We start from the raw sequence: 22,249 nt of genomic DNA on the forward strand, positions 1-22,249 counted from the left end.
GTCCATCCTGCCGCAGGCCGGGAGCCGGCGGAGCACTGAGGCCCCGAGCGGTCTTTGGTGTCTACGCTGGATGGTGATGTCGGGCAGTCGCCGTCGGTTCGAGCCGGCGGCCCTACGAGCCGAGGAAACCCGTGAGTGACACCCCATTCGGATTCGGCCTTCCGCCGGAGGAGCCGGAAGACGGCGACGAAGGCAAGAAGAAGGACCCCACCGGTGGTGGGCAGGGCGCGGACGGGCCGGCGAACCCGTTCGGCTTCGGGCCCGGCGCGGGCGGGGACAACCCGTTCGCCGCGATGTTCGGCTCGATGAACCCGAACGACCTGGGCGCGGCCTTCCAGCAGCTCGGCCAGATGCTGAGCTACGAGGGCGGCCCGGTCAACTGGGACATGGCCAAGCAGATCGCCCGCCAGACGGTGTCGCAGGGCACCACGGACGGCAGCAAGGACGCGAGCGTCGGTCCGGCGGAGCGGTCCTCCGTCGACGAGGCGCTGCGTCTCGCCGACCTCTGGCTGGACGGCGTGACGTCACTGCCCTCCGGCTCCGTCTCGACGGTGGCCTGGAGCCGCGCCGAGTGGGTCGAGGCCTCCCTGCCCGCGTGGCAGCAGCTGGTGGACCCGGTGGCCGAGCGCGTCGGCCTGGCCATGGGCGATGTCCTCCCTGAGGAGATGCAGGCCATGGCGGGCCCGCTGATCGGCATGATGCGGTCGATGGGCGGCGCCATGTTCGGCCAGCAGATCGGGCAGGCCGTGGGTGTGCTCGCCGGCGAGGTCGTCGGCTCGACCGACATCGGCCTCCCGCTGGCGCCCGCCGGCAAGGCGGCGCTGCTTCCGCTGAACGTCGAGCGGTTCGGCAAGGACCTGAGCGTGCCGCAGGACGAGGTGCGGCTCTACCTGGCGCTGCGCGAGGCGGCCCACCAGCGGCTCTTCGCGCACGTCCCGTGGCTGCGCTCGCATCTGTTCGGCGCGGTCGAGGCCTATGCGCGCGGCATCAAGGTCGACACCAGCAAGCTCGAGGACGTCGTCGGCCAGTTCGACCCGTCGCAGCCCGAGCAGCTGCAGGACGCTCTCCAGCAGGGCATGTTCCAGCCGGAGGACACCCCGGAGCAGAAGGCGTCGCTGGCACGTCTGGAGACCGCCCTGGCCCTCGTCGAGGGCTGGGTCGACGCCGTGGTGCACGAGGCCGCGAAGTCCCGGCTGACCTCGGCGGACGCGCTGCGCGAGACGATGCGCCGCCGCCGGGCCTCCGGGGGGCCCGCCGAGCAGACATTCGCCACGCTCATCGGTCTCCAGCTGCGGCCGCGCCGGCTCCGGGACGCCTCCCGGCTGTGGGCCTCGCTCACGGACGCCCGGGGTGTCGACGGCCGGGACGGCCTGTGGGAGCACCCGGACATGCTGCCGACGGCGCACGACCTGGACGACCCCGACGGCTTCGTCCATCACGAGCAGCTGGACTTCTCCGAGCTGGACAAGATGCTCGGCGAGGCGGCCAAGGGACCGCAGAAGCCCGCAGCCGAGGACCAGGGCAGGGACCAGGGCAAGGACGACGAGCCCGGGGACGGGCCGAAGAGCGACGGCAAGGACGACACCGGTCAGTGAGCCTGCACGACGACGCCGTTTCGGTACTCAGCGGCTACGACGGGGCCGACGCGCGGCAGGCGGAGCTGCGCGGGACGTATCTGGACCATCTGGCCGGGCACCCCGACGGCATGTGGAAGGCCTGTGGGGCCGGGCATCTGACGGCCAGCGCGCTGGTGGTCGACCCGGAGCGCGGCAGGGTCCTGCTGACGCTGCACAGGAAGCTGCGGATGTGGTTGCAGATGGGCGGGCACTGCGAGCCCCAGGACACCTCCCTGGCCGCGGCCGCCCTGCGTGAGGCCACCGAGGAGTCGGGGATCGCCGGGCTCACCCTGCTGCCCGGCGGGCCGGTGCGGCTGGACCGGCATCCCATCCCCGCGCCCTGCCACTGGCACCTCGACGTGCAGTACGCGGCGACGGCCTCGGCCGGGGCCGTGGAGCAGATCAGCGACGAGTCCCTCGATCTGCGCTGGTTCCCCTACGACGAGGTGGCCGGCGTGGCGGACACCTCGGTCCTACGGCTGCTGGAGAGCGCCCGCGCACGGCTGGACCGAGGCTAGTGCCGTGACCGCATAGGTTCGCCGGTTCGTATGCCTTACAGGTTGTTCGCATAGAAGCTGGCGAGTCGTTCGACGGCGGCGTCGACGTATGCGGGTTCGTCGTACATCTCGTAGTGGCCGGCGCCGTCGATCACTATGAGGTCGACGGGGTTGGGGGCCAGCTTCCACAGCTGCATGCCGGTGTCGTAGGAGCCGGTGTTGCCGATGCGTCCGGCGAGGACGACCTGGAGTGGTTGGGTCATGAGCTGATCGGCCAGGTGGAAGGCGTCGTAGCCCAGCAGGAGGGGGTCGCTGCGCAGGGGGCGCCGGTTCGTGGAGTGTTCGTTGCCGCCGCGCTCGGTGCGGTAGTAGGTGATGGCCTGAGTGGTGTCGATGTCGGTCAGGCCCGCTGCCGCGGCGTCCTCGAGGGTGTCGGGCAGCCAGTTCACGCGGGTCGTCTCGCCGGAGCGGGCCTCTTCGGTCCGTGCGTCCGCGAGGGCGTCGAGTGCTGCGGCCGGACCGTCGGGGGAGAAGCTGCGGAACGCGTTGCCGATGTTGACGGGGACGACCGTGCCGACCGCTTTGATGCGGTGGTCCGTGCGGGCGGTGTGCACGGCGTAGCCGCCACCGGCGCAGATGCCGAGGACGCCGATGCGCTGCGGGTCGATGCCGGGGGTCGTGGTGAGCGCGTCGATGGCGTAGGAGATGTCCTCGCCTCGGCGGTAGGGGTCTTCGAGGTCGCGGGGATCGCCCTCGCTCTGGCCCTGGTGGGCGGGGTCGAGGACAAGGGCGGCGATGCCGTGGGCGGCGAGGCGGGAGGCGTAGTTGGCGCCGATCTGCTCCTTGACGCTGCTGCCTGGGGTGGAGAGCACCACGGCGGGCAGCGGTGCGCTGCTGTCGGCGTTGTCCGGCAGGTGGAGGTTCGCGGCGAGGTTGATGGGGCCGCGCGGGATCGTGAGGTGCTGGATCATGCCTGGTTTCCTTCGTGAGATTGTTATTCCATAGGAGTCCAGTACAAGACGCCATCTTGTACGATCTGAAACTAATACGAAACTGTACTACATGAATGGGGGGTCGATGTCAGTCGATGGGGCGCAGCTGTGGACGCTGAACCAGCGGCTGCTGGGTGTTGTGATGGATGCCTGCACGGGGGAGCTGGCCGAGCTTGGGTTGGAGACGAAGGAGTTTTTCGTCCTGGCCGAGGTGGAGGCGTCGCCGTACCCGGCTGAGATCGCGACTGCGCTGCTGCTGCCCAAGGCGAGCGTGACGGTCTACGTTCGCAACCTCGTCGCCAAGGGCTTTGTCCGCCGCGAGATCGACGAGGCGGACTTGCGGCGTCATCGGCTCGTACTGACCGCTGAGGGCACGCAAGCACGCGATCGAGCACGTGCAGCTCTCACGGCGGAGTACGACCGCAGGTTGGCGAGGGTCACCCCCCAGGACCGCGTTGAGCTACAACGCATCCTCAAAGCGATGCTCGCCTCGCCCGCGTCAGGCCGTATGCGCGAGTGATTCGTCTGTCCGGTGCTCTGCTGCACGTTCGGGCCGCGACCGCATGGATTCGTCAGATCGTTCAGGTTGCGACGGCAAGGGACGTCCGCCCCAGCGGATGCCCTTCTCGCTTCGGACGCGGGCACGTTCGCGACGCTGCGCCGCGAGGATGTCGAGGTGGCGGGTGTTGGTGTTTCGCCAGCGCAGGTAGGCGTGCAGGGCCCGGGTTTGCACGCTGTGGTTGCGGTGGTTGGAGTTGGCAATCGTGAACTGCCGCAGTGGCCCGAAATGGGCTTCGATCGGGTTGGCCCACGAGGCGTAGGTCGGGGTGAAGCACAGCTCGACATGGTTCTTCTTCGCCCAGCGACGGATCTTGTCGTCCTTGTGGGCGGACAGGTTGTCCAGGATGACGTAGATCGGGGCGCCGTCCGGGCGCGCGGCCCAGATCGACCTCAGTGCGGCCAGGGTGTTCACCGCACCCTTCTTGCGGCGGTTGACGCCCCACAGCCGGTCGTCGCCGACGGAATAGCAGCCGTGGAAGTACCGCACCCCGTGGGTGCGGTGTCGGGTCGCGGGATGGCGCTCGGGGTGACCGGCGGGAGCCCAGCCGGTCCCGGCGGTGGGGCGGATGCCGAGCGGCCCGAACTCGTCGAACGCGAACACGCGGTCCGCGAAGCGTTCCACCACGTCCTCGATGCGGTCCAGCTTGGCGTCATGCTCGGGGTCGGGCGACTCCTTCCAGGTTTTGGTGCGCTGGAAGGTGATGCCGCGGCGGGCGAGCAGGCACCGTAATGCCTCGCGGCCGATCCGGATCACACGGCCGTGCACCTTCCGCAGGTAGGCGGCGAGTTTACGGATCGACCAGCGGGTGAAGGGCTGGCCGAGCTTGGTCGGGCGGGTGATGGCCGTCTGGACGACGAAGTCCTCGTCGTCAGGACCGAGCAGGCGGGGGCGGCCTCCCGCCCGGCGAGGGTCCAGGCAAGCCAGGCCGATCTCGTTGAACCGATGGATCACGTCGCGGACGGTGTCCTCGTCAGCCTGAACCAGCTTCGCGATCACCGGGACCCGGTTTCCGCCGGCCGAGGCCAACAGCATCATCGCGCGCCGGTATCGCACCGAGCTGGCGCTGCCCCGGCGCACGATCTGCTGCAGCTTCTGCCCCTCCTGGTCGGTCAATCCGCGCACACGGACGGGCTCAGCCACCACACCCCCAACGGTTGGGTCGGACGTCTCCGGACATCCAACCGCTGGAACCGCCGACCCGGCGAACCTTCCCGGTCAGAGCACTAGGGAGCGGGTGGGGCGGCTCCCGTCGGGAACCGCCCCTCAGCCGGACTTCGCCTGAATGCGGCGGCTCAGTTCCAGGCGTTGTTCTGGTTCTGGCCCCTCGCGCCCTGCTGGCCCACGCCGAACTGGGCAGCGGCGCCCTGGCCGATCTGGGTGTGCTGCGGGGGGAGCACCTCACTCGGCTGGACGAGCGCGAAGCCCTGGCCCAGGAAGCTCAGCTCCCAGCCCTCCCCCGTGTTGCCGCGGCGCCGGAAGACGCCCGAGGAGTGGGTCTGCGCCTGCATCTGGACCCTCAGCCCGCTCGACCATGCGACGATCGCGTCGGCGTCGACATTGACGTACTTGTCCGGGGTGACCTGCATCATCAACGGCTGGCCGGAGGTCATCAGCGCGACCTTGCCGTTGCCGGAGATGTTGAGCTGGTACTTGCCGGTGCCGGAGATCCCGTACTGGCTGTCCACCGCGATGACCTCGGTGTGCAGCGAGGAGTCCAGGGCGAGGACGTAGGCGCTGTCGACCGTCATTCCCTCGTGGTCGACGTCGATCACGTGGATGTACTGGGCGAGGTTCGCCAGGTAGACCGTGCCCTGACCGGAGCAGCGCATCAGGTCGAGGCCCTCACCGGTGTTCCTCCGGGCGCTGCGCTGGCCGTGCGACTGGTACTCGCCGTCGAACTCCATGAGCCCCTGGTAGGCGACCATGGCGCCCTTACGGGCGAGGACGTCGTCGGTGCCCGTCAGCGCGACCCGCAGGAGCTGTGGGTTCTGGACGGTGTAGCGGTCCTGGGACTGCTGTTCGGTGTGGCTGAAAAGCGGACTCTGCATGGTGTGTTCCTCCCCCGCTCAGTTCCGGGCGCGCAGGCGGTCGGTACTGTCCTCGCTCGGCTGGACGACGACGATGCCCTGCCCGGAGAAGGCCATCTGGTACGCCTCTCCGCTGCCGCGGCCGATGAGCGAGCCCGCCTTGAAGCTGCGCTTGCCCTTCACCTTGAGGTTCGGGGACCACGCGACGAGTGCGTCGGGGTCGACGTACGTCTCGTCCTCGCCCCGGCCGCAGTCGACGACGATGGGCGTGCCGCGCGAGGTGATGGCCACCCATCCCGTGCCCTGGACCATGACGTTCCACAGGCCCTGGCCGGCGAACTTGGCCAGGCCCTTGACCCGCTCCACGCCCCAGGTGAGGTGGCCGTCGAACGCCAGGAGGTTGGTGCCGTTGACCGAGAGCGAGTCGTTGTTGAGATTGATGACGACCACGTCCGCGCCGTAGTCGGCGAGGTAGAGCAGTCCGTCACCGGCGCACTTCATCAGGGGCGCGCCCTCGCCGGTGATCCACTGGGAGGCGATCTGTCGGACGGCGGGCGGATTGGGTTCGTACTGGATGAAGCCCTCGTAGGCCACCATCGAGCCGGTGCGCGCGTAGAGGTCCTGGCCGGTGGCCATGGCGACCTTGAGCATCGTGCGGCCGTGGTTCTCCATGCGGGCCGTGACGGGGGTCGGGGCGAAGCCCGCGAGTTGCTGGTTCATGACGGGCTCCCTCAGACCTCGTAGGGCTGGACGACGATGAAGTTGCCGGGTGCTCCCCGGAACTGGAGGTTCACGGTCTCCCCGCTGTGGCCCGGATACGCGTTGCGACGCAGCCGGACCTGGCTGGAGAGGATCACCTGGGAGGCGGCCGACCAGGCCACCACGGCGTTGCAGTCCGCGAAGGTGGTCGGCGTGACGGGGAGGACGACGGGCACGCCGTGGGTCTTGACGACGACGGTGCCGGTGCCCTGGAACAGCATGGTGAACAGGGCGCCGCCGGGAATGCCGTGCCCCTCGATCCTGCGGACCTCGTACTGAAGGGACTCGTCGAAGGCGAGGACGCTCTCCGCGGAGACGCAGATGCCGTCGCCCTGCAGCTCGATCGGGTGCAGGTGGGCTCCCTCCTCTGCGAGGAAGACCTGGCCGCGACCGGTGCAGCGCATCAGCTGCATCTCCTGGCCCGTGGCGTTGCCGACCATGCGGCCGGCGAAGCCCGCGCCCTTGTAGCCGAAGTCGACCTTGCCCTGGTACATCACCATGCTGCCCTGACGGGCCAGCACCGGTGTGCCGCCCATCGTGAGGTCGACGCGCATCAGCTGCTGGCTCTGCGAGGTCCAGCGCTGCCCGGTGGCCGCCTCCTTGTACGGCTGGAGGGCGGCCTGCAGGCCTGCGCCGCCCGCAGGAACACCCTGGGGAACGCCTTGCGGCATACCGGGCTGCATGCCTGGGGGCTGCTGCCCGAAGGGCGGCGGAGCCTGCTGGCCGAACGGCGGGGACGCAGGAGCCTGCTGCCCGAACGGCGGTGCCGCCGGCGGGGCGCCCTGCCCCGGGACCTGCCCGAACTGCGGCTGCTGCCCGTACGGGGCGGGGGCCTGAGGCGCCAGCGGGGCCGCGATCGTCGGCGCGGCGTGCATCGGCTGCTGCTGCGCCGGAGCGCCGAAGGCAGGGGCCGGCTGCGGCGACTGGGGAGCGGCGGGAGCACCGAAGGCAGGGGGTGCGGAGGCCTGGGCGGGGGGCGCGAACGAGGGAGCGGCCTGGGCCGGCGCGGCGGGTTCCTCCTCGGCGACCTCGCCGCCGAAGTTCTTGAGCAGCGCGTCGAGCCCGCCGTCGAATCCCTGGCCGACGGCGGCGAAGCGCCAGACGTCCTTCAGATAGAAGTCGCCGAGCATGACCGCGCGTTCGGTGGTGAACTCGGAACCGGTGAAGGCGTACTTCACCACTTCCTCGCCTCCGGCGACAATCCGGATATATCCGGGGCCCACCTGAGACATCTGTCCGGCACCGTCGAGCGTCGCGGTGAACGACAGCTTGTGGATGTTCGCAGGAATGCGGTCGAGGGTGACGCGGAACGACTCGGTGTCACCGGCCTGGGCACCGAGGAGCTGAATGGACTCCTCAGGCGATTTCGGCTGATTGAAGAAGATGAAATACCGGTCGTCGGAGAGCTGCTCGTTGGCGTCGAGACCGAAGCAGCTGATGTCGAACGTCAGGCCGGCGCCTGCGATCTGCACACCTACGTACAGATCCGTCCCTGACGTGAGATCACTGATCTTGGCCTTGTGGCCGCGTTGAAATTCCCTGGCCATGCGTAACGACCGTCCCCCATCCCGAAGGTGAATGCGTCGCGTCAGGCTAACCGCAAACCACGACAACGAGCCAAGCCGGTACAGACCCGGTACAGAATCGGCAAGGTCACTCCTCGCGGGCGCCCGGCAGATACGGAAGCCGGTCGGCCGCCACGACTCCTTCGAGATAACCACGCGCGCGCTCGGTACGGGAGTACGCGTCGAGCAGGCGCCAGAAGCGCGGCCCGTGGCCGGGGACCAGCAGATGTGCCAGCTCGTGGAGGAGGACGTAGTCGAGGACGTACTCCGGCATGCCCTGCAGCCGGTGCGACAGACGGATGCTGCCCTCGGCCGGGGTGCAGGAGCCCCAGCGGGTGTTCTGGTTGGTCACCCACCGCACGGAGGCGGGCCGTGCCCTGCCCCCCAGGTACTGCCCGGAGAGCCGCTCGGCCCGTTCGGCCAGCTCGCCGTCACCGATGACACGTCTGCTCTCCTGGGCGGCGAGCTTGTCGAGCATCACACCCACCCAGCGCTGCTCCTCGGCCTCCGACATCCGGGCGGGGATGAGCACGATGGTGCGGTCACCCTCCCGGTAGGCGGAGACCGTCCTGCTGCGCCGGGCGCTTCTGCGGACCTCGACAGCGCTCGACACCGATGCGCGGGGCTGCTGGGTGGCTGCGCTGCGCTGCCGGCGTCCGGCGTTGCGCGCGGGGGTCCCCCCGGTGAGACCGGGAGACGAGTCGGCGGGCACGACACGACGTTACCCGCTGGCAGTGGGGGAAGTCCCGCCCCCTCGACGGTTCAACGTTGATCCACTTCTCTCCATGCACCATTTGAACGACTAATGCCCCAGCCTGTGGATAACTTTCGGCTCGTTCCGCCGCCACGTTGCATTCTGGCAACAGAACGCGAAGCCGACCTGGGAGAAGTCATGCATCCGATGCTGAAGCCCGCACTCCGCCGGGCCTGGCGTGGACGGAACACCGTGCAATTCGGTGTCACGCCCGCGCACGCCGTAACGCTGGGGCCGATGGATATCGCGACGGGCAGCTTCCTGGAACTGCTCGACGGAACGCGTGGGCTTCCCCTGCTCCGCGAAGAAGCCAGGGCCCTGGATCTGTCGGACCGTCATGTGGACATTCTCGTGTCGCGCCTTACGCAGGCGGGTCTGCTGGACGATCCGGATGCGGGCGGCCCGGAAGCGGACGCCTTACGCCGTCGTGCCGAGACCCTCGAGCGGCAGCGGCCGGACGCGGCGGCCCTCTCCGTCGTCCACCCGGCGCCCGGCGGGGGGCTGCGCAGGCTCGCGGCCCGCCGCGCGATGCGGGTCCAGGTGCGCGGCGCGGGCAGGGTGGGAGCGGCGATCGCCGCCGTGCTGTCAGGGTCGGGGGTGGGCCACGTCGAGGTGCTCGACGGCGGCCGCACCGAACCCTGGGACGTGGCCCCGGGCGGGCTCCCTGCGTCGTCGGTCGGTGAGCGCCGGGACACGGCGGCCCGGCAACTGGTGCGCAGATCCTCGGCCGGCGGCCCCCCACGGACGGGCGGGACGGGCGGGGTCCCGCCGAGCACCGACCCCGCTCTGTCCCTGATCGTGGTGGCCCCCAGGGACGGCCTCTCGGTCTATGCCCCCGATCCGGATGACGCCGCGCCGTGGATCGCCTCGGGCACACCCCATCTCTACGCGGGAGTGATCGAAGCCACCGGAGTGGTCGGGCCGCTGGTCCTGCCCGGAGGCACCGGATGCGCCGGCTGCCTCGCCCTGCACCGGGCGGAGGCGGACCCCCAGTGGCCGAGGATGCTCGCGCAGTGGAGGTCCGGACGGCGCACCTGCGTGCAGGCCTGCGACCTGGGCCTGGCGACAGCGGTGGCCGGCCTCGCCGCCTCCCACGCCCTGTCCTTTCTCGACGGAGAGCTCCCCGCCTGCACGGGCGCGCGATGGGAGGCCGCCATGCCGCTGCTGGACTGGCGGTCGGAGCGGCTGGGTCCGCATCCCGACTGCGCCTGCGGGGCCGCCGGGCACACTGAGGTGGAGCTCACCTCCGCGGCCGGCGCCGCGCAGGACACAATGGCCGGGTGACCGCCGGCGGAACGGAGCCGGATACTCACGCGGCACGGCAGTCTGGGAACTGGAGGGGCACATGTCTGATCTTCCCCGGAAGGCGGTCACCCGTACCGCGAAGCTGGCAGCTCTGCCGCTCGGCTTCGCCGGCCGTGCCACATGGGGGCTGGGCAAGCGGATCGGCGGGAAGTCCGCCGAGCTCGTGGCCCGTGAGGTCCAGCAGCGCACCGCGGATCAGCTCTTCAAAGTGCTCGGCGAGTTGAAGGGCGGGGCGATGAAGCTCGGACAGGCGCTGTCCGTCTTCGAGTCCGCGCTGCCCGAAGACGTCGCGGGCCCCTACCGTGCGGCGCTGACCAAATTGCAGGAGGCGGCACCGCCCATGCCGACCCACACCGTCCACGGGGTGCTGGCGGAACGGCTCGGAGAGGACTGGCGGGAGCTGTTCACCGAGTTCGACGACCGGCCCTCCGCCGCGGCCTCGATCGGGCAGGTCCACCGAGCCGTGTGGCACGACGGACGCGAGGTCGCCGTCAAGGTGCAGTATCCGGGTGCCGGTGAGGCGTTGCTGTCGGATCTCACCCAACTCAGCCGCTTCGCACGGCTGCTCGGGCCGCTGGTCCCCGGGATGGACATCAAGCCGCTCATCACGGAGCTGCGCGACCGGGTGTCGGAGGAACTGGACTACGAGCTCGAGGCCCGGGCCCAGCAGGAGCACGCGGTGGAGTTCGAGGACGATCCGGACGTGGTGATCCCGGTCGTGGTGCACCAGTCCGAACAGGTACTGGTGACGGAGTGGATCGACGGAGTGCCGCTGTCGGAGGTGATCGCCGACGGCACGACGGAACAGCGGGACCGGGCGGGCCAACTTCTGGCGCGCTTCCTGTTCTCGGGCCCCGCCCGCACCGGTCTGCTGCATGCCGACCCCCATCCGGGCAACTTCCGGCTGCTGCCCCCGGCGGACGTAACGGGCGCCGTAACGGGCGACGTAACAGGCGTCGGTGAGAGTGACCCTGACGGGACGTCGGGCGGATGGCGCCTGGGTGTCCTGGACTTCGGCACGGTGGACCGGCTTCCGGGCGGCCTGCCGCAGACCATCGGCGACGCCCTGCGGATGACGCTGGACGGGGACGCCGACGGCGTCTACTCCATGCTGCGCGAGGCGGGCTTCGTCAAGGAGTCGATCGACCTCGAACCGGACGCCGTGCTCGACTATCTGCTCCCCATCATCGAGCCGGCACAGGCGGACGCGTTCACGTTCACCCGTTCCTGGCTGCGCAGCCAGGCCGCCCGGATCGCTGATCCGCGCTCCCCGGCACATCAGCTGGGCAAGCAGCTGAACCTCCCACCGTCCTATCTGCTCATCCACCGCGTCACGCTCAGCACGATCGGGGTGCTGTGCCAGCTGGGCGCGACCGTCCGGCTCCGGGACGAACTGGAGTCCTGGCTACCGGGATTCCTCCTGGACCACGAGGACGAGGAAGGGACCGGGCAGGACGGACCGGAGTCCGGAGCGGACGAGGGCAGCGCCCAGGAGAGTGCGGCGGTCGAGGTGTAGGAGGACGGTGTGGCGGAGGAGCGCCCCTCCGCCCGCGGGTCACCACCAGTCGGAGTCGAGCCGGCCCTCGATCGCCCTGATGTGCGTGCGGGCGCAGACGTCACAGACGTAGTGGCGCCTGCCGTTCTCCACGGAGCAGAGCCAGGTCGGGGGCGGCGCGTCCGCGTCCGCGACGGTGCCGCACCGGGCGCACGTCACACGGCCGGCGACCGGCTCCCCTGGGTGATGGGTCTCCTCGTCCACCCCGCGACGATATCGCCGCGGGCCGAGCGGCGCGCGCCGCGACGCACCGCGGGGCCGGCCCGTTCGGGCCGGCCCCGCGGAAGGGGAGGGTGGCGGCCTGAGGGCGGAGCGGTTTGCCCGGCAGCCGGTGGATCCGGTGGATCCGGTGGATCCGGTGGATCCGGTGGAGCTGTCAGTGCATGACGGCCATGGCGAGCGCGCGGCGGGCGCGCATCGAGGCGCGCTCCGCACGGCGCTGCATCCGCCGGGCGGCCACCAGGCGGGATGCCTGGCGCCCCTCCTCGGCCTCCCTCATGCGGTCGTGCATATGCGCACGGGCCAGAGCTTCTGGGATGAGTTGCATTTCGCGGGTCCTGTTCTGACGCGAGTCGTTCGCGCCGATGATGGTGACGTCCGGGGTCGCGGAGCCGACGGGCTCCCGCGTGGTGGTGGTCGTGGTCATTGGTGCCTGATTCCGGGGGTCATGGGTCTGGGGACGGTCGATGGTTCCGATGCGCTCGGTTCGTGCGGGAGCCATGGCCCCCAGGCCGGCGGTCACGCCGCGACCGGGTTCTTGCGCGGACGGCCACGCGGACGCTTGCGGGCGACGACGACGCCCTGGACGAAGAGCTCGCCGCCCCAGACGCCCCACGGCTCGCGCCGCTCCTTGGCCCCGGCGAGGCAGGCCTCCATCAGCGGGCAGGTGCGGCAGAGGGACTTGGCGTACTCGACATCCGCCGGCGACTCCGCGAAGAAGACCTCCGGGTCGTAGGAACGGCAGGGGACGGGTACGCCGAGGTTCTCGATGGCGTCGTCGAGCGCGGTGAGCGCGGTGAGCGGGATCAAGGTGGAGTCCTCCGTGAGGCCGGGCGGGGAGATCGTGTCGGAAGGCGGTACGGACGGGGCGTGCGTCTCGAGTTGCACGGTGGCGTTGTCCTCGTCTGGTCGTGCCGGCTGTTGGCCGGTTGGCGGCTGGTACCAGGTCCTGCTGTCCCGAGGCTCCTTCGTCTCGTCTCATCCGTTCGGACAAAACAAAAGGGCCGCGGATCCCGAGTGGGGTTCCGCGGCCCTGAAGGCGCCGGCCTGATGCTGATCAGGCTGGATCACTCCAGGGTTCAGGCCCACGGAAGGCCCACATCGTGTGGTGGTGCTGCGTCGTCTGCTTCTTGGCTCCGGCACCGGCTGCGGCGGCCGCAAAGGCATAGGCCGAGGCCTGTCCCTTCGCTACTGCTGCTGCCGGTGCCCCGGTCGGTCGCTCATTGCGTTCCCGCACGGGCAGGCTCGCCAGGGACAGCGGGCTGACCAGGGAAATACCGGACACACCGGTGCCACGAAGCGAGAGCGCCGAAGAGCGGGTGAGGCCGAGCGAGCAGGTGGAGACGACCGACGGATCGGTCATTTTGATGGTGTTGATGATGCTGATCACGACAATCGCCTCCTCTCGGCGTCTCAAGGGACCGGCCGGGGCCGATCCTGCGGTATTCGGATAAGTACAGCACGGAGTCAGGGCTTCAGAGAAGTCGCTGTTCCCGTGGTTAAGAACCTATGGTGCTTGCCGCTGCGGGCGCAAACTATTTTTTCGACGAGTTTTTCTCACACGTCCCCGCCGTCTCCCTCCGGCTCCTGACCCACCGTCCGACCTGCGCAGATGGCCAGGACATCGGCCCCGAACCTGGTCAGCTTCCGGTTGCCGACACCCGCGATGACGACGAGCTCGCCCTCGCTGTCGGGCGACCTCTCGGCGATCGCCATCAGCGTCTTGTCCGTGAAGACGCACCAGGCGGGCTGGCTGATCTCCTTCGCCCGGTCCGCGCGCCACTCGTGCAGCCGCTCGTACAGGCCCTCGTCCATGTCCGAGGGGCAGTCCTCGCATCGCATCAGTTTCATCTCGCCGGCCTCGGTGAGTGTCCTGCCGCAGACCCGGCACCGCACCGGGCCCCGCCGCCCGGGCCTGGCAGGTTTCTCCGTGCCGGCGCCGCCCGTGCCCGCACGGGAGCCCCGGTCGATCCCGCCGCCCCCTCCCGCACCGCCCCGTGCTCCGAGTGCGGCCGAGCCGGGCCGCAGCCCGTTGAGGAAGCGGGTGGCCCTGCGGTTCCCGCGGCCGCCGGGCGAGCGGGACAGGGCCCAGGAGAGCGAGAGGTGGAAGCGGGCCCGGGTGACTCCGACGTACAGCAGGCGGCGCTCCTCCTCGACCTGCTCGTCCGTCTTGGCGTAGGCGATCGGCATCATGCCCTCGGTGAGCCCGACGAGGAACGCCGCGTCCCACTCCAGGCCCTTCGCCGAGTGCAGCGACGCCAGAGTGACGCCCTGGACCGTGGGTGCGTGCTGGGCCGCGGCCCGCTCGTCGAGCTCTGCCACGAGGTCGGAGAGCGTCGCTCCCGGCCTGGCCTGTTCGAAGTCCTCCGCCAGACGCACCAGCGCGGCGAGGGACTCCCAGCGGTCCCGCACCGCCCCCGAGCCGGTGGGCGGCTTGGAGGTCCATCCCTTGGTGGAGAGAACCGCCCGCACCTCGGAGGGCAGGTCGTCGGCCCCGTCGAGAAGGGAGTCGTTGCCCCCCGCGCGAGCGGCGCCGCGCAGGGCGACACCCGCCTCCCGCACCTCGGGGCGGTCGAAGAAGCGCTCGGCGCCGCGCAGCTGGTAGGGCACGCCCGCGTCGGCGAGTGCCTGCTCGTAGACCTCTGACTGGGAGTTGACCCGGTACAGCACGGCGATCTCACCGGCGGGGACTCCGGTGGCGATCAGATCGCGGATCCGGCGCGCGGTGCCTTCGGCCTCCGCGGGCTCGTCCGCGTACTCCGTGTAGACGGGTTCGGGGCCCTTGTCCCGCTGCGAGACCAGCTCCAGCCGGTGCTCGGCCGCCTTGCCGCGCGCCTGGCTCAGCAGCCCGTTGGCCAGGTGGACGACCTGGGGTGTCGAGCGGTAGTCCCGCACCAGCTTGACCACCGTCGCGTCCGGATGACGGGTGCGGAAGTTCAGCAGGTGGTCGGGGGTGGCGCCGGTGAAGGAGTAGATCGTCTGCCCCGCGTCGCCGACGACGCAGAGATCGTCCCGCTCCCCCAGCCAGAGGTCCAGGAGCCGCTGCTGGAGCGGGCTGACGTCCTGGTACTCGTCGACGACGAAGTGCTGGTACTGACGGCGCACGTGATCGGCGATGTCGTGCCGGTCCTGGAGGATGCCGACGGTCAGCAGCAGCACGTCCTCGAAGTCGATCACCGACCGGTCGCGCTTCAGCTGCTCGTACATCGCGTAGATCTGGGAGAGCTCGGCCGGATCACGCGGGGCGTCCCGCTGGGTCTTCGCGACCGCGGCCGGGTAGTCGGCGGGCACGGTCTGGGTGACCTTGGCCCACTCGATCTCACTGGTGGCGTCCCGGAGCTCGTTGCGGTCGAGCCGGATCCCGCAGCGTGCCGCGGCCTCGGCGACCAGCTGGACCTTGCGCTCCACCAGACGCGGGAGCGTCCCACCGACTGCTTTCGGCCAGAAGTACTGGAGCTGGCGCAGGGCCGCGGAGTGGAACGTCCGGGCCTGGACACCGGTCGCGCCGAGCTGGCGGAGCCTCCCGCGCATCTCCCCGGCCGCCCGGTTGGTGAAGGTGACGGCGAGCACGGTCGTCGGCTGGAGGATGCCGGCCCGCACCCCGTAGGCGATGCGGTGCGTGATCGCCCGCGTCTTGCCCGTACCGGCTCCGGCCAGCACGCACACGGGTCCGCCGAGGGCCGTCGCGACCTCGCGCTGCTCCGGGTCGAGCCCGTCGAGCACGGCGTCCGCGGAGTCGGGGACCTGGGGGAAGAGGGTGGAACGCGTTGCTGCTGTCACCCTGCCATGCTGCCAGGTCGCAAGCGGGCGCCGGAGCGGTTGTCCACAGGGGCCCGCGATTGTCGTACCGGCAGGGCCGGGCGTCGCTCATGGAGGGGCGGGGCCGGGAATGGTGGCCGGGTCACGGACGTTCCCTCACTGCGGGAGCCCGCGCGGACGTACGCGTCGCGCGTCTCCGGCGAGGCTTTTCCCGGGGGGACGGACGGAACCCAGTGGGACACACGAGACGAGGAGCACCGACGACATGCCGGGCACTGTGACGATGTACAGCACCACGTGGTGCGGCTACTGCCGCCGGCTCAAGGGCCAGATGGATCGCGAGGGCATCGCGTACACCGAGGTCAACATCGAGCACGACCCGGATTCGGCGGCCTTCGTGGAGAAGGCGAACGGCGGGAACCAGACGGTCCCGACGGTTCTGGTAATTCCCGCCGAGGGGGGCTCTGAGGTCGTCATGACGAACCCGAGTCTTGCCCAGGTCAAGGAGGCGCTCGGCGCTTGACTCTCGCGAGACGCAACCCCCGGCCGCTGACGAACGCGTCGCTGGCCCAGGTCGAGCAGAAGATCGGCGCCTGATCCGCGCCGTCACTGACGAAGGCCCCCGCCTCGGCGGGGGCCTTCGTCAGTGACGGCGCGGGTGTCTCAGGCCGCGTTGCCCGGCCTGGGGAGCGGCTTGCCGTACCAGAGCTCGATCAGGCGCGCGGCGATCGAGACGCCGAAGGGCGGCAGTACCTCGCCCGAGTCGAAGGCGGCCGTCAGGTCCTCGCGGGAGAACCAGCGGGCCTCCTCGATCTCCTCGCCGTCGACGGTGATCTCCGAGGAGACGGCCCGCGCCATGAATCCGAGCATCAGGCTGGAGGGGAACGGCCAGGGCTGGCTGGCGACGTACTCGACCTCGCCGACGGTGACCCCCGCCTCCTCGAACACCTCGCGGACCACGGACTGCTCGATCGACTCCCCCGGCTCGACGAAGCCGGCGAGGGTCGAGAAGCGGCCCTCGGGCCAGTGCACCTGGCGTCCCAGCAGGGCGCGGTCCTGGTCGTCCGTGACCAGCATGATCACCGCGGGGTCGGTCCGCGGGTAGTGCTCCGCCCCGCAGGCCTGGCAACGGCGGATGTGACCGGCGGCGGCGATGACGGTGCGCTCGCCGCAGCGTGAGCAGAAGCGGTGCAGCCGCTGCCAGTTCTCCAGTGCCACCGCGTGCACCATCAGTCCGGCGTCACGCGGGCCCAGGAGCAGCCCCGCCTCGCGCAGTCCGGCGGGGCGTGCGGACTGGTCCATGCGGCCCGGCAGCGAGTCCTTCTGGAGCGCGAAGTACCGCACGCCCTGTTCGTCGGTGCCCAGGAAGTAACGGTGGGTCTCGGTGACCGGCGCCTCGAAGGCGGGGGTCATGACGAGCTCGGTGCCGCCGTCGGGGGTGTCGTCGACGAGCGCCTGGCCCCCGGACACCACGAACACTCTGGTCGTCGGGTGGCTCCAGGCAGCGGCGAGCCACGCCTCGTCGAGCCGGTGGTGCGCGGCGCGGTCGATACCGCTGGGCGCGGTGAAACCGATGGGACGGTTCGTGGTGGCGTTGTCGAAGGTGCTCACAGGTGCTTCCTACTCCCCCGGGGGTGGATCGGGCGTTCAGAGGATTCAGCGGAGGGCGTCGGCCAGCTCGCCCCACAGATGGGCGGTGGTCTCCACGCCCTTGAGGAGGAGGTCGAGCTCGACCTTCTCGTCGGGGCCGTGCCAGCCGTCGGACGGTACGGAGATGCCCAGGAAGAGGACGGGTGCGCCGAGCACGTCCTGCAGGTCGGCGGCGGGCCCCGAGCCCCCCTCGCGGGTGAAGAGGACCTTCGTCCCGAAGGCCGTTCCCATGGCGCGGGCCAGCGCCTGGAGGGCGGGGTGGCCGAGAGGTGTCAGACAGGGGCGGGTCGCGGGGGCGAAGGTGATGCGGTGGCGGACACCGGCGGGTACCTGGGCCTCGGCCCAGGTGCGGACCGCCTCCTGGATACGCTCCGGATCCTGGCCGGCGACCAGCCGGAAGCTCAGCTTCACCAGGGCGGACGAGGGGATGACGGTCTTGCTGCCCGCCCCTTGGTAGCCGCCGCCGATGCCGTTGACCTCGGCGGTGGGGCGGGCCCAGATCCGCTCCAGGGTGGAGTAGCCGGCCTCGCCCGCGGTGGCCCGCGAGGAAGCCGTGCGCAGCCAGGCGGCCTCGTCGAAGGGCAGCTCGGCGAAGAGGTCGCGTTCGGCCTCGGTGAGCTCGGCGACCCCGTCGTAGAAACCGGGGACCGCGACCCTGCCCTCCGTGTCGTGGAGCGCCGCGACGAGACGGGCGAGTGCGGTCGCGGGGTTGGGGACGGCGCCGCCGAAGGACCCGGAGTGGATGTCCTGGCCGGGCCCGGACAGCTCGATCTCGCACTCCGCGAGACCGCGCATGCCCGTGCAGACGGTGGGGGTGTTCTCGTCCCACATGCCCGTGTCGGAGACGATCACGACATCGGCCTCGAGACGAGCGGCCCGCTCCTCGGCCAGGGCGCGGAAGTGCGGCGAGCCGGACTCCTCCTCGCCCTCGACGAGGAGCTTGAGGTGCACGGCGGGGGTCGAGCGGCCGGTCGCGGCGAGGTGGGCGCGGACACCGAGTGTGTGGAAGAACACCTGGCCCTTGTCGTCGGCCGCGCCGCGTCCGTACATCCTGCCGTCACGGATCACCGGGTCGAACGGGTCGGTGCTCCAGCCGTCCTCGCGGGCCGCGGGCTGCACGTCGTGGTGGCCGTAGACGAGGACGACGGGTGCGTCGGGATCCTCCGAGGGCCACTCGCCGAAGACCGCGGGGGCTCCGGGGGTCTCCCAGATCTCGGTGACCGGGAACCCGGTCTCCGCGAGCTTCCCGGCGAGCCACTCCGCACTGCGCCGTACGTCCCCCTGGCGCTCCGGCTGAGCGGACACCGAGGGGATGCGCAGCCACTCGGCGAGGTCGTCGAGGAAGGCCCCACTGTGCTGCTCGGTGTACGTACGGACGGCGCTGTCCGGGGTGTCACTCATGCTCATGAGCCTATCGGCCCTGCGGAGGTGGCTCGTCCAGCAGGAGCCTCTCCAGTTCCTCCCGGCCCGGCAGCCCCTCGGGTCGGGAGGTCTCCCCCGTGCGGACGTAGAGGAAGGTCGCGGTGACGGCTTCCGGAGGCAGCCCGTGCAGTTCGGCCCAGGCCAGCCGGTAGACGGCGAGCTGGAGCGGGTCGGCCGTGCGGTGCCGGGTGGTCTTCCAGTCGACGATCTCGTAGGTGTCCCCCGTGCGGTAGACGGCGTCGATCCGGCCGCGGATCACCCGGCCTCCGAGCGTGATCTGGAACGGTGTCTCGACGCGGTACGGAGTGCGCCGGGCGTACGCGGTGCGCTCGAAGGCCTCCTTGAGCTCGGCGAGGTCGCGTTCGTCGGCGATCTCCGCGTCGCTCCCGTCGCCTCCGGGGAGTTCGTCGGGCCCCAGCATGGGCAGCGGCAGTTCCTCGAACCGGGACTCGACCCAGGCGTGGAAGCGGGTGCCCCGGCGGGCGGCGGGCTGCGGAGGGCGGGGCATGGGGCGGGCGAGCTCCCGCGCGAAGCCGTCGGGGTCGTCGGCGAGGTGCAGGAGCTGGGTGGCGGAGAGCGTGGCGGGGACGACGACGTCGTGCACGGATGCACGGGCACGCCGCAGCTCACCGGCGAGCGCGTCGAGGTCGCGGTCCCAGGAGGCGAGGGTGCGGGACTCCTCCGGGGTGAGGCCAGCGTCCGCCGGCGTACGGGCGGCCGGAACGTGTGGTGCGGGGGCGGCCCTCCGGTGCGGGGGCGGGCCCGCGTCGTCCGGATCCGCGGCCGGGCCACCGTCAGGGAACGGGCCGGCGCCCGGGTCACCGCCCGGGAACGGGTCACCGCCCGGGAACGGGTCGTCGTACGGGAACGGGTCGTCGTACGGGGCGTCGGCCTCGTCGTGGAGCGGCGCCTCCTCGTACGGGGGCTCCTCCTCGTGCGGAGGACCGTCCTGGGGCCCGTCCCCGTAGGGCTCATCGTCCCGGGGCTCCTCGTACACGTCCGGGACGGGCGTGGCGGCCAGGGCATCCAGGTGGGCGAGCACCGTGTCGCGGGCGGCGCGGCGGCGGACCAGGGCGGCGTCGTCGAGCGGGAGCGGCCATGCCTGCTCGGCGCCACGGTCCTGGAGCGCCGGGTTCTCCTCACCCTCCTCCGGCTCCTCCTGCCAGACCTCGATCTCGCCGTGTCCCGCCGCACAGTGCTCGTACAGCGCGTCCAGGAACGCCGACGGGCCGCGCGGCTTCTTCTGGGACGGCCCCCACCAGTGGCCGGAGCCGAGCAGGAGGCTGCGGGGACGGGTGAAGGTGACGTAGCCGAGGCGGAGCTCCTCGGTGTGCTGGTGCCCCTTCATCTCCTCCTTGAACGCCTTGAGGCCCTTGGCGTCGAAGGAGTGGAGGGCGGGGAGTGTGGGGGCGTCGCCGCGCAGGGCGTGCGGCAGGACGTGGGACTGCGCGGTCCACGCGTCCCGGGACTGTGTGCTGGGGAACTGGCCGGGGACGAGGCCGGGGACGGCCACGACGTCCCATTCCAGGCCCTTGGACTTGTGGGCGGTGAGGACCTTCACCGTGTCCTCGCCGCCGGGCAGGGCGTTGTCCAGCCCCTTCTCGTACTGCGCGGCGGTCCGCAGGAAGCCGAGGAAGGCGAGCAGGGTCGCCTCCCCGTCGACCGCGGCGAAGCCGGCCGCGACGTCGAGGAAGTTGGCGAGGGTCTCGCGGCGGCGTGCGGCCAGGGCGTGCGGCGAGGCGGAGAGCTCCACTTCGAGGCCGGTCGTTGCGAGGACGCGGTGCAGGACGTCCATGAGCGGGTCTGCCAGCGAGCGGCGGAGGTCGCGGAGCTCGGTGGCGAGGCGGGCGAAGCGGACCCGCGCCTCGGCGGAGAAGGGCAGCTGGTCGTCCTCGGACCCGCCCGACTCCAGGAAGGTGTCGAGGGCGTCGGCGAGCGAGATCACCTCGGCGGGGTCGATGCCCTCGACGGCTTCGGCCAGGCGCCGGTCCGGGTCGGCGCCGTCGTCGCCGGGGGCGGTGCGGTGGACGAGGAGGCGGGCGCGGCGCCCCAGCAGAGCGAGGTCCCGGGGGCCGATCCGCCAGCGCGGTCCGGTGAGCAGCCGGACCAGAGAGGCGTTGGCCCCTGGGTCCTGGAGGACCTCGCAGACGGCGACGAGGTCGGCGACCTCGGGGAGGTGCAGCAGCCCGGAGAGCCCGACGACCTCGACCGGGACGTCCCGGGCGACGAGGGCGGCCTGGATGCGGGGGAAGTCTCCCGCGGTCCGGCACAGGACGGCGATCTCCCCGGGCGCCGTACCGGTCCGCACGAGGTGGGCGAGCGAGTCCCCGAGCCAGTCGATCTCCTCCGCGTGGGTGCGCAGGAGGGCGCAGCGGACCGTGCCGTCCCGCTCGGCCCCGGGTGCGGGGCGCAGCGCCTCGACGCCCTCGTGCATGGCGCGCAGGGGTGCGGCGAGGCCGTTGGCGAGATCGAGGAGACGGCCTCCGCTGCGGCGGTTCTCGCTGAGGGAGTAGCGGGTGGCGGGGGTGCCGTCGGCGTGCGGGAAGTGGTGCGGGAAGTCGTCGAGGTTGGCCACGGAGGCACCGCGCCATCCGTAGATCGCCTGGCAGGGGTCGCCGACGGCGGTGACGGCGTGTCCTGCCGTGCCGCTCCCGCCCCCGCCGCCGAAGAGCGCGGCAAGAAGCAGCCGCTGGGCCACGGAGGTGTCCTGGTACTCGTCGAGCAGGACGACCCGGTAGGTGTCGCGCAGGACGGCGCCGACCTCGGGCCGGGTGAGGGCCAGCTCGGCGGAGAGGGCGATCTGGTCGCCGAAGTCCAGCAGATCGCGGCTGCGCTTGGCCGACCGGTAGCGCCGGGTCAGTTCGAGCAGCTCACGGCGGGCCGCTGCCGTCTCCGGGATCCTGCGCAGCTCGGCGTTGGTGAGCCGGGCCGTCTCCAGGGCCTGGAGCAGGCCGGTGTCGTGCTCGGCGAGCTGCTCGGGGCGTACGAGGTGTTCGGCGAGCTCCGCGTCCAGGGCCAGCAGGTCGCTGACGAGGGTGGGGAAGGACCGGGTCAGGGCCGGGTAGGGGCCGGGTGCCTCGCGCAGCACCCGGGCCGCGAGCTGGTAGCGGGTGGCGTCGGCGAGGAGCCGGGTGGTGGGTTCGAGGCCGATCCGCAGGCCGTGGTCGGTGAGGAGCCGGCCGGCGAAGGCGTGGTAGGTGGAGATGCTGGGCTCGCCCGGGGGGTTGTCCGGGTCGATGACGTCGGGGTCGGTGACCCCGGCCGCGACGAGGGCCTTGCGGACCCGCTCGGCGAGCTCGCCGGCGGCCTTGTTCGTGAAGGTCAGGCCGAGGACCTGTTCGGGGGCGACCTGTCCGGTCCCCACGAGCCACACCACGCGGGCGGCCATCACCGTGGTCTTCCCCGAGCCCGCGCCGGCCACGATCACCTGTGGGGCGGGCGGCGCGGTGATGCACGCCGTCTGCTCGGGGGTGAAGGGGATCCCGAGGAGCTCCTTGAGCTGCTCGGGGTCGGTGATGCGGGAGGTCACTCCAGAGAGGCTAACCGGACGCACCGACACAGCGGACC

The 22,249-nt window shown here is 71.2% G+C and carries 20 protein-coding genes; 6 read left to right on the forward strand and 14 right to left on the reverse strand.

Features of this window, described 5'->3' with window-relative positions; all coding sequences use genetic code 11:
• Positions 1-131: 131 nt before the first annotated feature.
• Both B9S57_RS03445 and B9S57_RS03450 read left to right on the forward strand, forming a co-directional pair.
• Complete coding sequence (locus tag B9S57_RS03445) at positions 132-1,595, forward strand: zinc-dependent metalloprotease (protein ID WP_103514053.1); 1,464 nt, start codon at positions 132-134, stop codon at positions 1,593-1,595.
• Positions 1,592-2,134 carry an NUDIX hydrolase gene (locus B9S57_RS03450; protein WP_103514054.1) on the forward strand — a complete coding sequence of 181 codons (543 nt, stop codon included), beginning with the start codon at positions 1,592-1,594 and terminating at the stop codon, positions 2,132-2,134. Before B9S57_RS03445 ends, B9S57_RS03450 begins: the two co-directional genes overlap by 4 nt.
• A gap of 35 nt (positions 2,135-2,169) precedes the next feature.
• Here B9S57_RS03450 and B9S57_RS03455 read toward each other — a convergent pair whose 3' ends face one another.
• Positions 2,170-3,084 carry an alpha/beta hydrolase gene (locus tag B9S57_RS03455; protein WP_103514055.1) on the reverse strand — a complete coding sequence of 305 codons (915 nt, stop codon included), beginning with the start codon at positions 3,082-3,084 and terminating at the stop codon, positions 2,170-2,172.
• A gap of 106 nt (positions 3,085-3,190) precedes the next feature.
• Between B9S57_RS03455 and B9S57_RS03460 the strand changes: the two genes are divergently transcribed.
• Positions 3,191-3,625, forward strand: a complete 435-nt coding sequence (locus B9S57_RS03460) for a MarR family winged helix-turn-helix transcriptional regulator (protein ID WP_103514056.1) — start codon at positions 3,191-3,193, stop codon at positions 3,623-3,625.
• Here B9S57_RS03460 and B9S57_RS03465 read toward each other — a convergent pair.
• The 5 genes from B9S57_RS03465 to B9S57_RS03485 form a co-directional block, all read right to left on the reverse strand.
• On the reverse strand, positions 3,605-4,807 hold the full coding sequence (locus B9S57_RS03465) for an IS630 family transposase (protein ID WP_258036202.1): 1,203 nt from the start codon (positions 4,805-4,807) through the stop codon (positions 3,605-3,607). The genes B9S57_RS03460 and B9S57_RS03465 overlap by 21 nt on opposite strands.
• Before the next feature lie 152 nt (positions 4,808-4,959).
• The gene (locus B9S57_RS03470) at positions 4,960-5,715 is read right to left on the reverse strand and encodes an AIM24 family protein (protein WP_103514057.1); all 756 of its coding nucleotides are present in this window, start codon (positions 5,713-5,715) and stop codon (positions 4,960-4,962) included.
• A gap of 18 nt (positions 5,716-5,733) precedes the next feature.
• The gene (locus B9S57_RS03475; RefSeq protein WP_103514058.1) at positions 5,734-6,414 is read right to left on the reverse strand and encodes an AIM24 family protein; all 681 of its coding nucleotides are present in this window, start codon (positions 6,412-6,414) and stop codon (positions 5,734-5,736) included.
• An 11-nt stretch (positions 6,415-6,425) separates the two neighbouring features.
• On the reverse strand, positions 6,426-8,000 hold the full coding sequence (locus B9S57_RS03480; RefSeq protein WP_103514059.1) for a TerD family protein: 1,575 nt from the start codon (positions 7,998-8,000) through the stop codon (positions 6,426-6,428).
• Positions 8,001-8,106: 106 nt separating this feature from the next.
• Positions 8,107-8,730: a M48 family metallopeptidase gene (locus B9S57_RS03485; RefSeq protein WP_103514060.1), complete on the reverse strand. Its 624-nt coding sequence runs from the start codon at positions 8,728-8,730 to the stop codon at positions 8,107-8,109.
• A 180-nt stretch (positions 8,731-8,910) separates the two neighbouring features.
• Between B9S57_RS03485 and B9S57_RS03490 the strand changes: the two genes are divergently transcribed.
• Together B9S57_RS03490 and B9S57_RS03495 are read left to right on the forward strand one after the other, a co-directional pair.
• On the forward strand, positions 8,911-10,056 hold the full coding sequence (locus B9S57_RS03490; RefSeq protein ID WP_103514061.1) for a ThiF family adenylyltransferase: 1,146 nt from the start codon (positions 8,911-8,913) through the stop codon (positions 10,054-10,056).
• Positions 10,057-10,117: 61 nt separating this feature from the next.
• Positions 10,118-11,593, forward strand: a complete 1,476-nt coding sequence (locus tag B9S57_RS03495; protein ID WP_258036199.1) for an AarF/ABC1/UbiB kinase family protein — start codon at positions 10,118-10,120, stop codon at positions 11,591-11,593.
• A gap of 39 nt (positions 11,594-11,632) precedes the next feature.
• Here the strand turns inward: B9S57_RS03495 and B9S57_RS03500 are convergent, their stop codons facing one another.
• From B9S57_RS03500 to B9S57_RS03520, 5 genes are all read right to left on the reverse strand, one after another.
• Positions 11,633-11,836: a hypothetical protein gene (locus B9S57_RS03500; protein WP_103514062.1), complete on the reverse strand. Its 204-nt coding sequence runs from the start codon at positions 11,834-11,836 to the stop codon at positions 11,633-11,635.
• Between the two features lie 172 nt (positions 11,837-12,008).
• Positions 12,009-12,374: a hypothetical protein gene (locus tag B9S57_RS03505; protein ID WP_103514063.1), complete on the reverse strand. Its 366-nt coding sequence runs from the start codon at positions 12,372-12,374 to the stop codon at positions 12,009-12,011.
• On the reverse strand, positions 12,371-12,739 hold the full coding sequence (locus tag B9S57_RS03510; protein WP_031091240.1) for a WhiB family transcriptional regulator: 369 nt from the start codon (positions 12,737-12,739) through the stop codon (positions 12,371-12,373). The genes B9S57_RS03505 and B9S57_RS03510 overlap by 4 nt, the downstream gene beginning before the upstream one ends.
• A gap of 169 nt (positions 12,740-12,908) precedes the next feature.
• Positions 12,909-13,241 (reverse strand): hypothetical protein, encoded by a 333-nt coding sequence (locus B9S57_RS03515; protein WP_103514064.1) that lies wholly within the window; start codon positions 13,239-13,241, stop codon positions 12,909-12,911.
• Positions 13,242-13,408: 167 nt separating this feature from the next.
• On the reverse strand, positions 13,409-15,631 hold the full coding sequence (locus tag B9S57_RS03520; protein WP_103514065.1) for an ATP-dependent DNA helicase UvrD2: 2,223 nt from the start codon (positions 15,629-15,631) through the stop codon (positions 13,409-13,411).
• 244 nt (positions 15,632-15,875) lie between these two features.
• Here B9S57_RS03520 and B9S57_RS03525 point away from each other — a divergent pair, with 244 nt between their 5' ends.
• Entirely contained in the window at positions 15,876-16,133 is a 258-nt protein-coding gene (locus tag B9S57_RS03525; protein WP_103514066.1) for a mycoredoxin, read from the forward strand.
• A 140-nt stretch (positions 16,134-16,273) separates the two neighbouring features.
• Here B9S57_RS03525 and nudC read toward each other — a convergent pair whose 3' ends face one another.
• Genes nudC through B9S57_RS03540 form a run of 3 tightly spaced genes read right to left on the reverse strand, consistent with a single transcriptional unit; the run spans position 16,274 to position 22,211 of the window.
• Positions 16,274-17,221: an NAD(+) diphosphatase gene (gene nudC, locus B9S57_RS03530; protein WP_181011219.1), complete on the reverse strand. Its 948-nt coding sequence runs from the start codon at positions 17,219-17,221 to the stop codon at positions 16,274-16,276.
• 45 nt (positions 17,222-17,266) lie between these two features.
• On the reverse strand, positions 17,267-18,661 hold the full coding sequence (locus B9S57_RS03535) for a dipeptidase (protein ID WP_103514067.1): 1,395 nt from the start codon (positions 18,659-18,661) through the stop codon (positions 17,267-17,269).
• A gap of 10 nt (positions 18,662-18,671) precedes the next feature.
• Complete coding sequence (locus B9S57_RS03540; protein ID WP_103514068.1) at positions 18,672-22,211, reverse strand: ATP-dependent DNA helicase; 3,540 nt, start codon at positions 22,209-22,211, stop codon at positions 18,672-18,674.
• Positions 22,212-22,249 lie beyond the last annotated feature (38 nt).

Origin of the sequence: Streptomyces sp. SM10 (genome assembly GCF_002910915.1) — a bacterium.
GTDB lineage: Bacteria > Actinomycetota > Actinomycetes > Streptomycetales > Streptomycetaceae > Streptomyces.

Coding starts and splice junctions, on each gene's coding strand:
- B9S57_RS03455 (WP_103514055.1), bottom strand. CDS start 3,084: ATGATCCAGCACCTCACGATCCCGCGCGGCCCCATCAACCTCGCCGCG.
- B9S57_RS03460 (WP_103514056.1), top strand. CDS start 3,191: ATGTCAGTCGATGGGGCGCAGCTGTGGACGCTGAACCAGCGGCTGCTG.
- B9S57_RS03470 (WP_103514057.1), bottom strand. CDS start 5,715: ATGCAGAGTCCGCTTTTCAGCCACACCGAACAGCAGTCCCAGGACCGC.
- B9S57_RS03475 (WP_103514058.1), bottom strand. CDS start 6,414: ATGAACCAGCAACTCGCGGGCTTCGCCCCGACCCCCGTCACGGCCCGC.
- B9S57_RS03480 (WP_103514059.1), bottom strand. CDS start 8,000: ATGGCCAGGGAATTTCAACGCGGCCACAAGGCCAAGATCAGTGATCTC.
- B9S57_RS03490 (WP_103514061.1), top strand. CDS start 8,911: ATGCATCCGATGCTGAAGCCCGCACTCCGCCGGGCCTGGCGTGGACGG.
- B9S57_RS03495 (WP_258036199.1), top strand. CDS start 10,118: ATGTCTGATCTTCCCCGGAAGGCGGTCACCCGTACCGCGAAGCTGGCA.
- B9S57_RS03525 (WP_103514066.1), top strand. CDS start 15,876: ATGCCGGGCACTGTGACGATGTACAGCACCACGTGGTGCGGCTACTGC.
- B9S57_RS03535 (WP_103514067.1), bottom strand. CDS start 18,661: ATGAGTGACACCCCGGACAGCGCCGTCCGTACGTACACCGAGCAGCAC.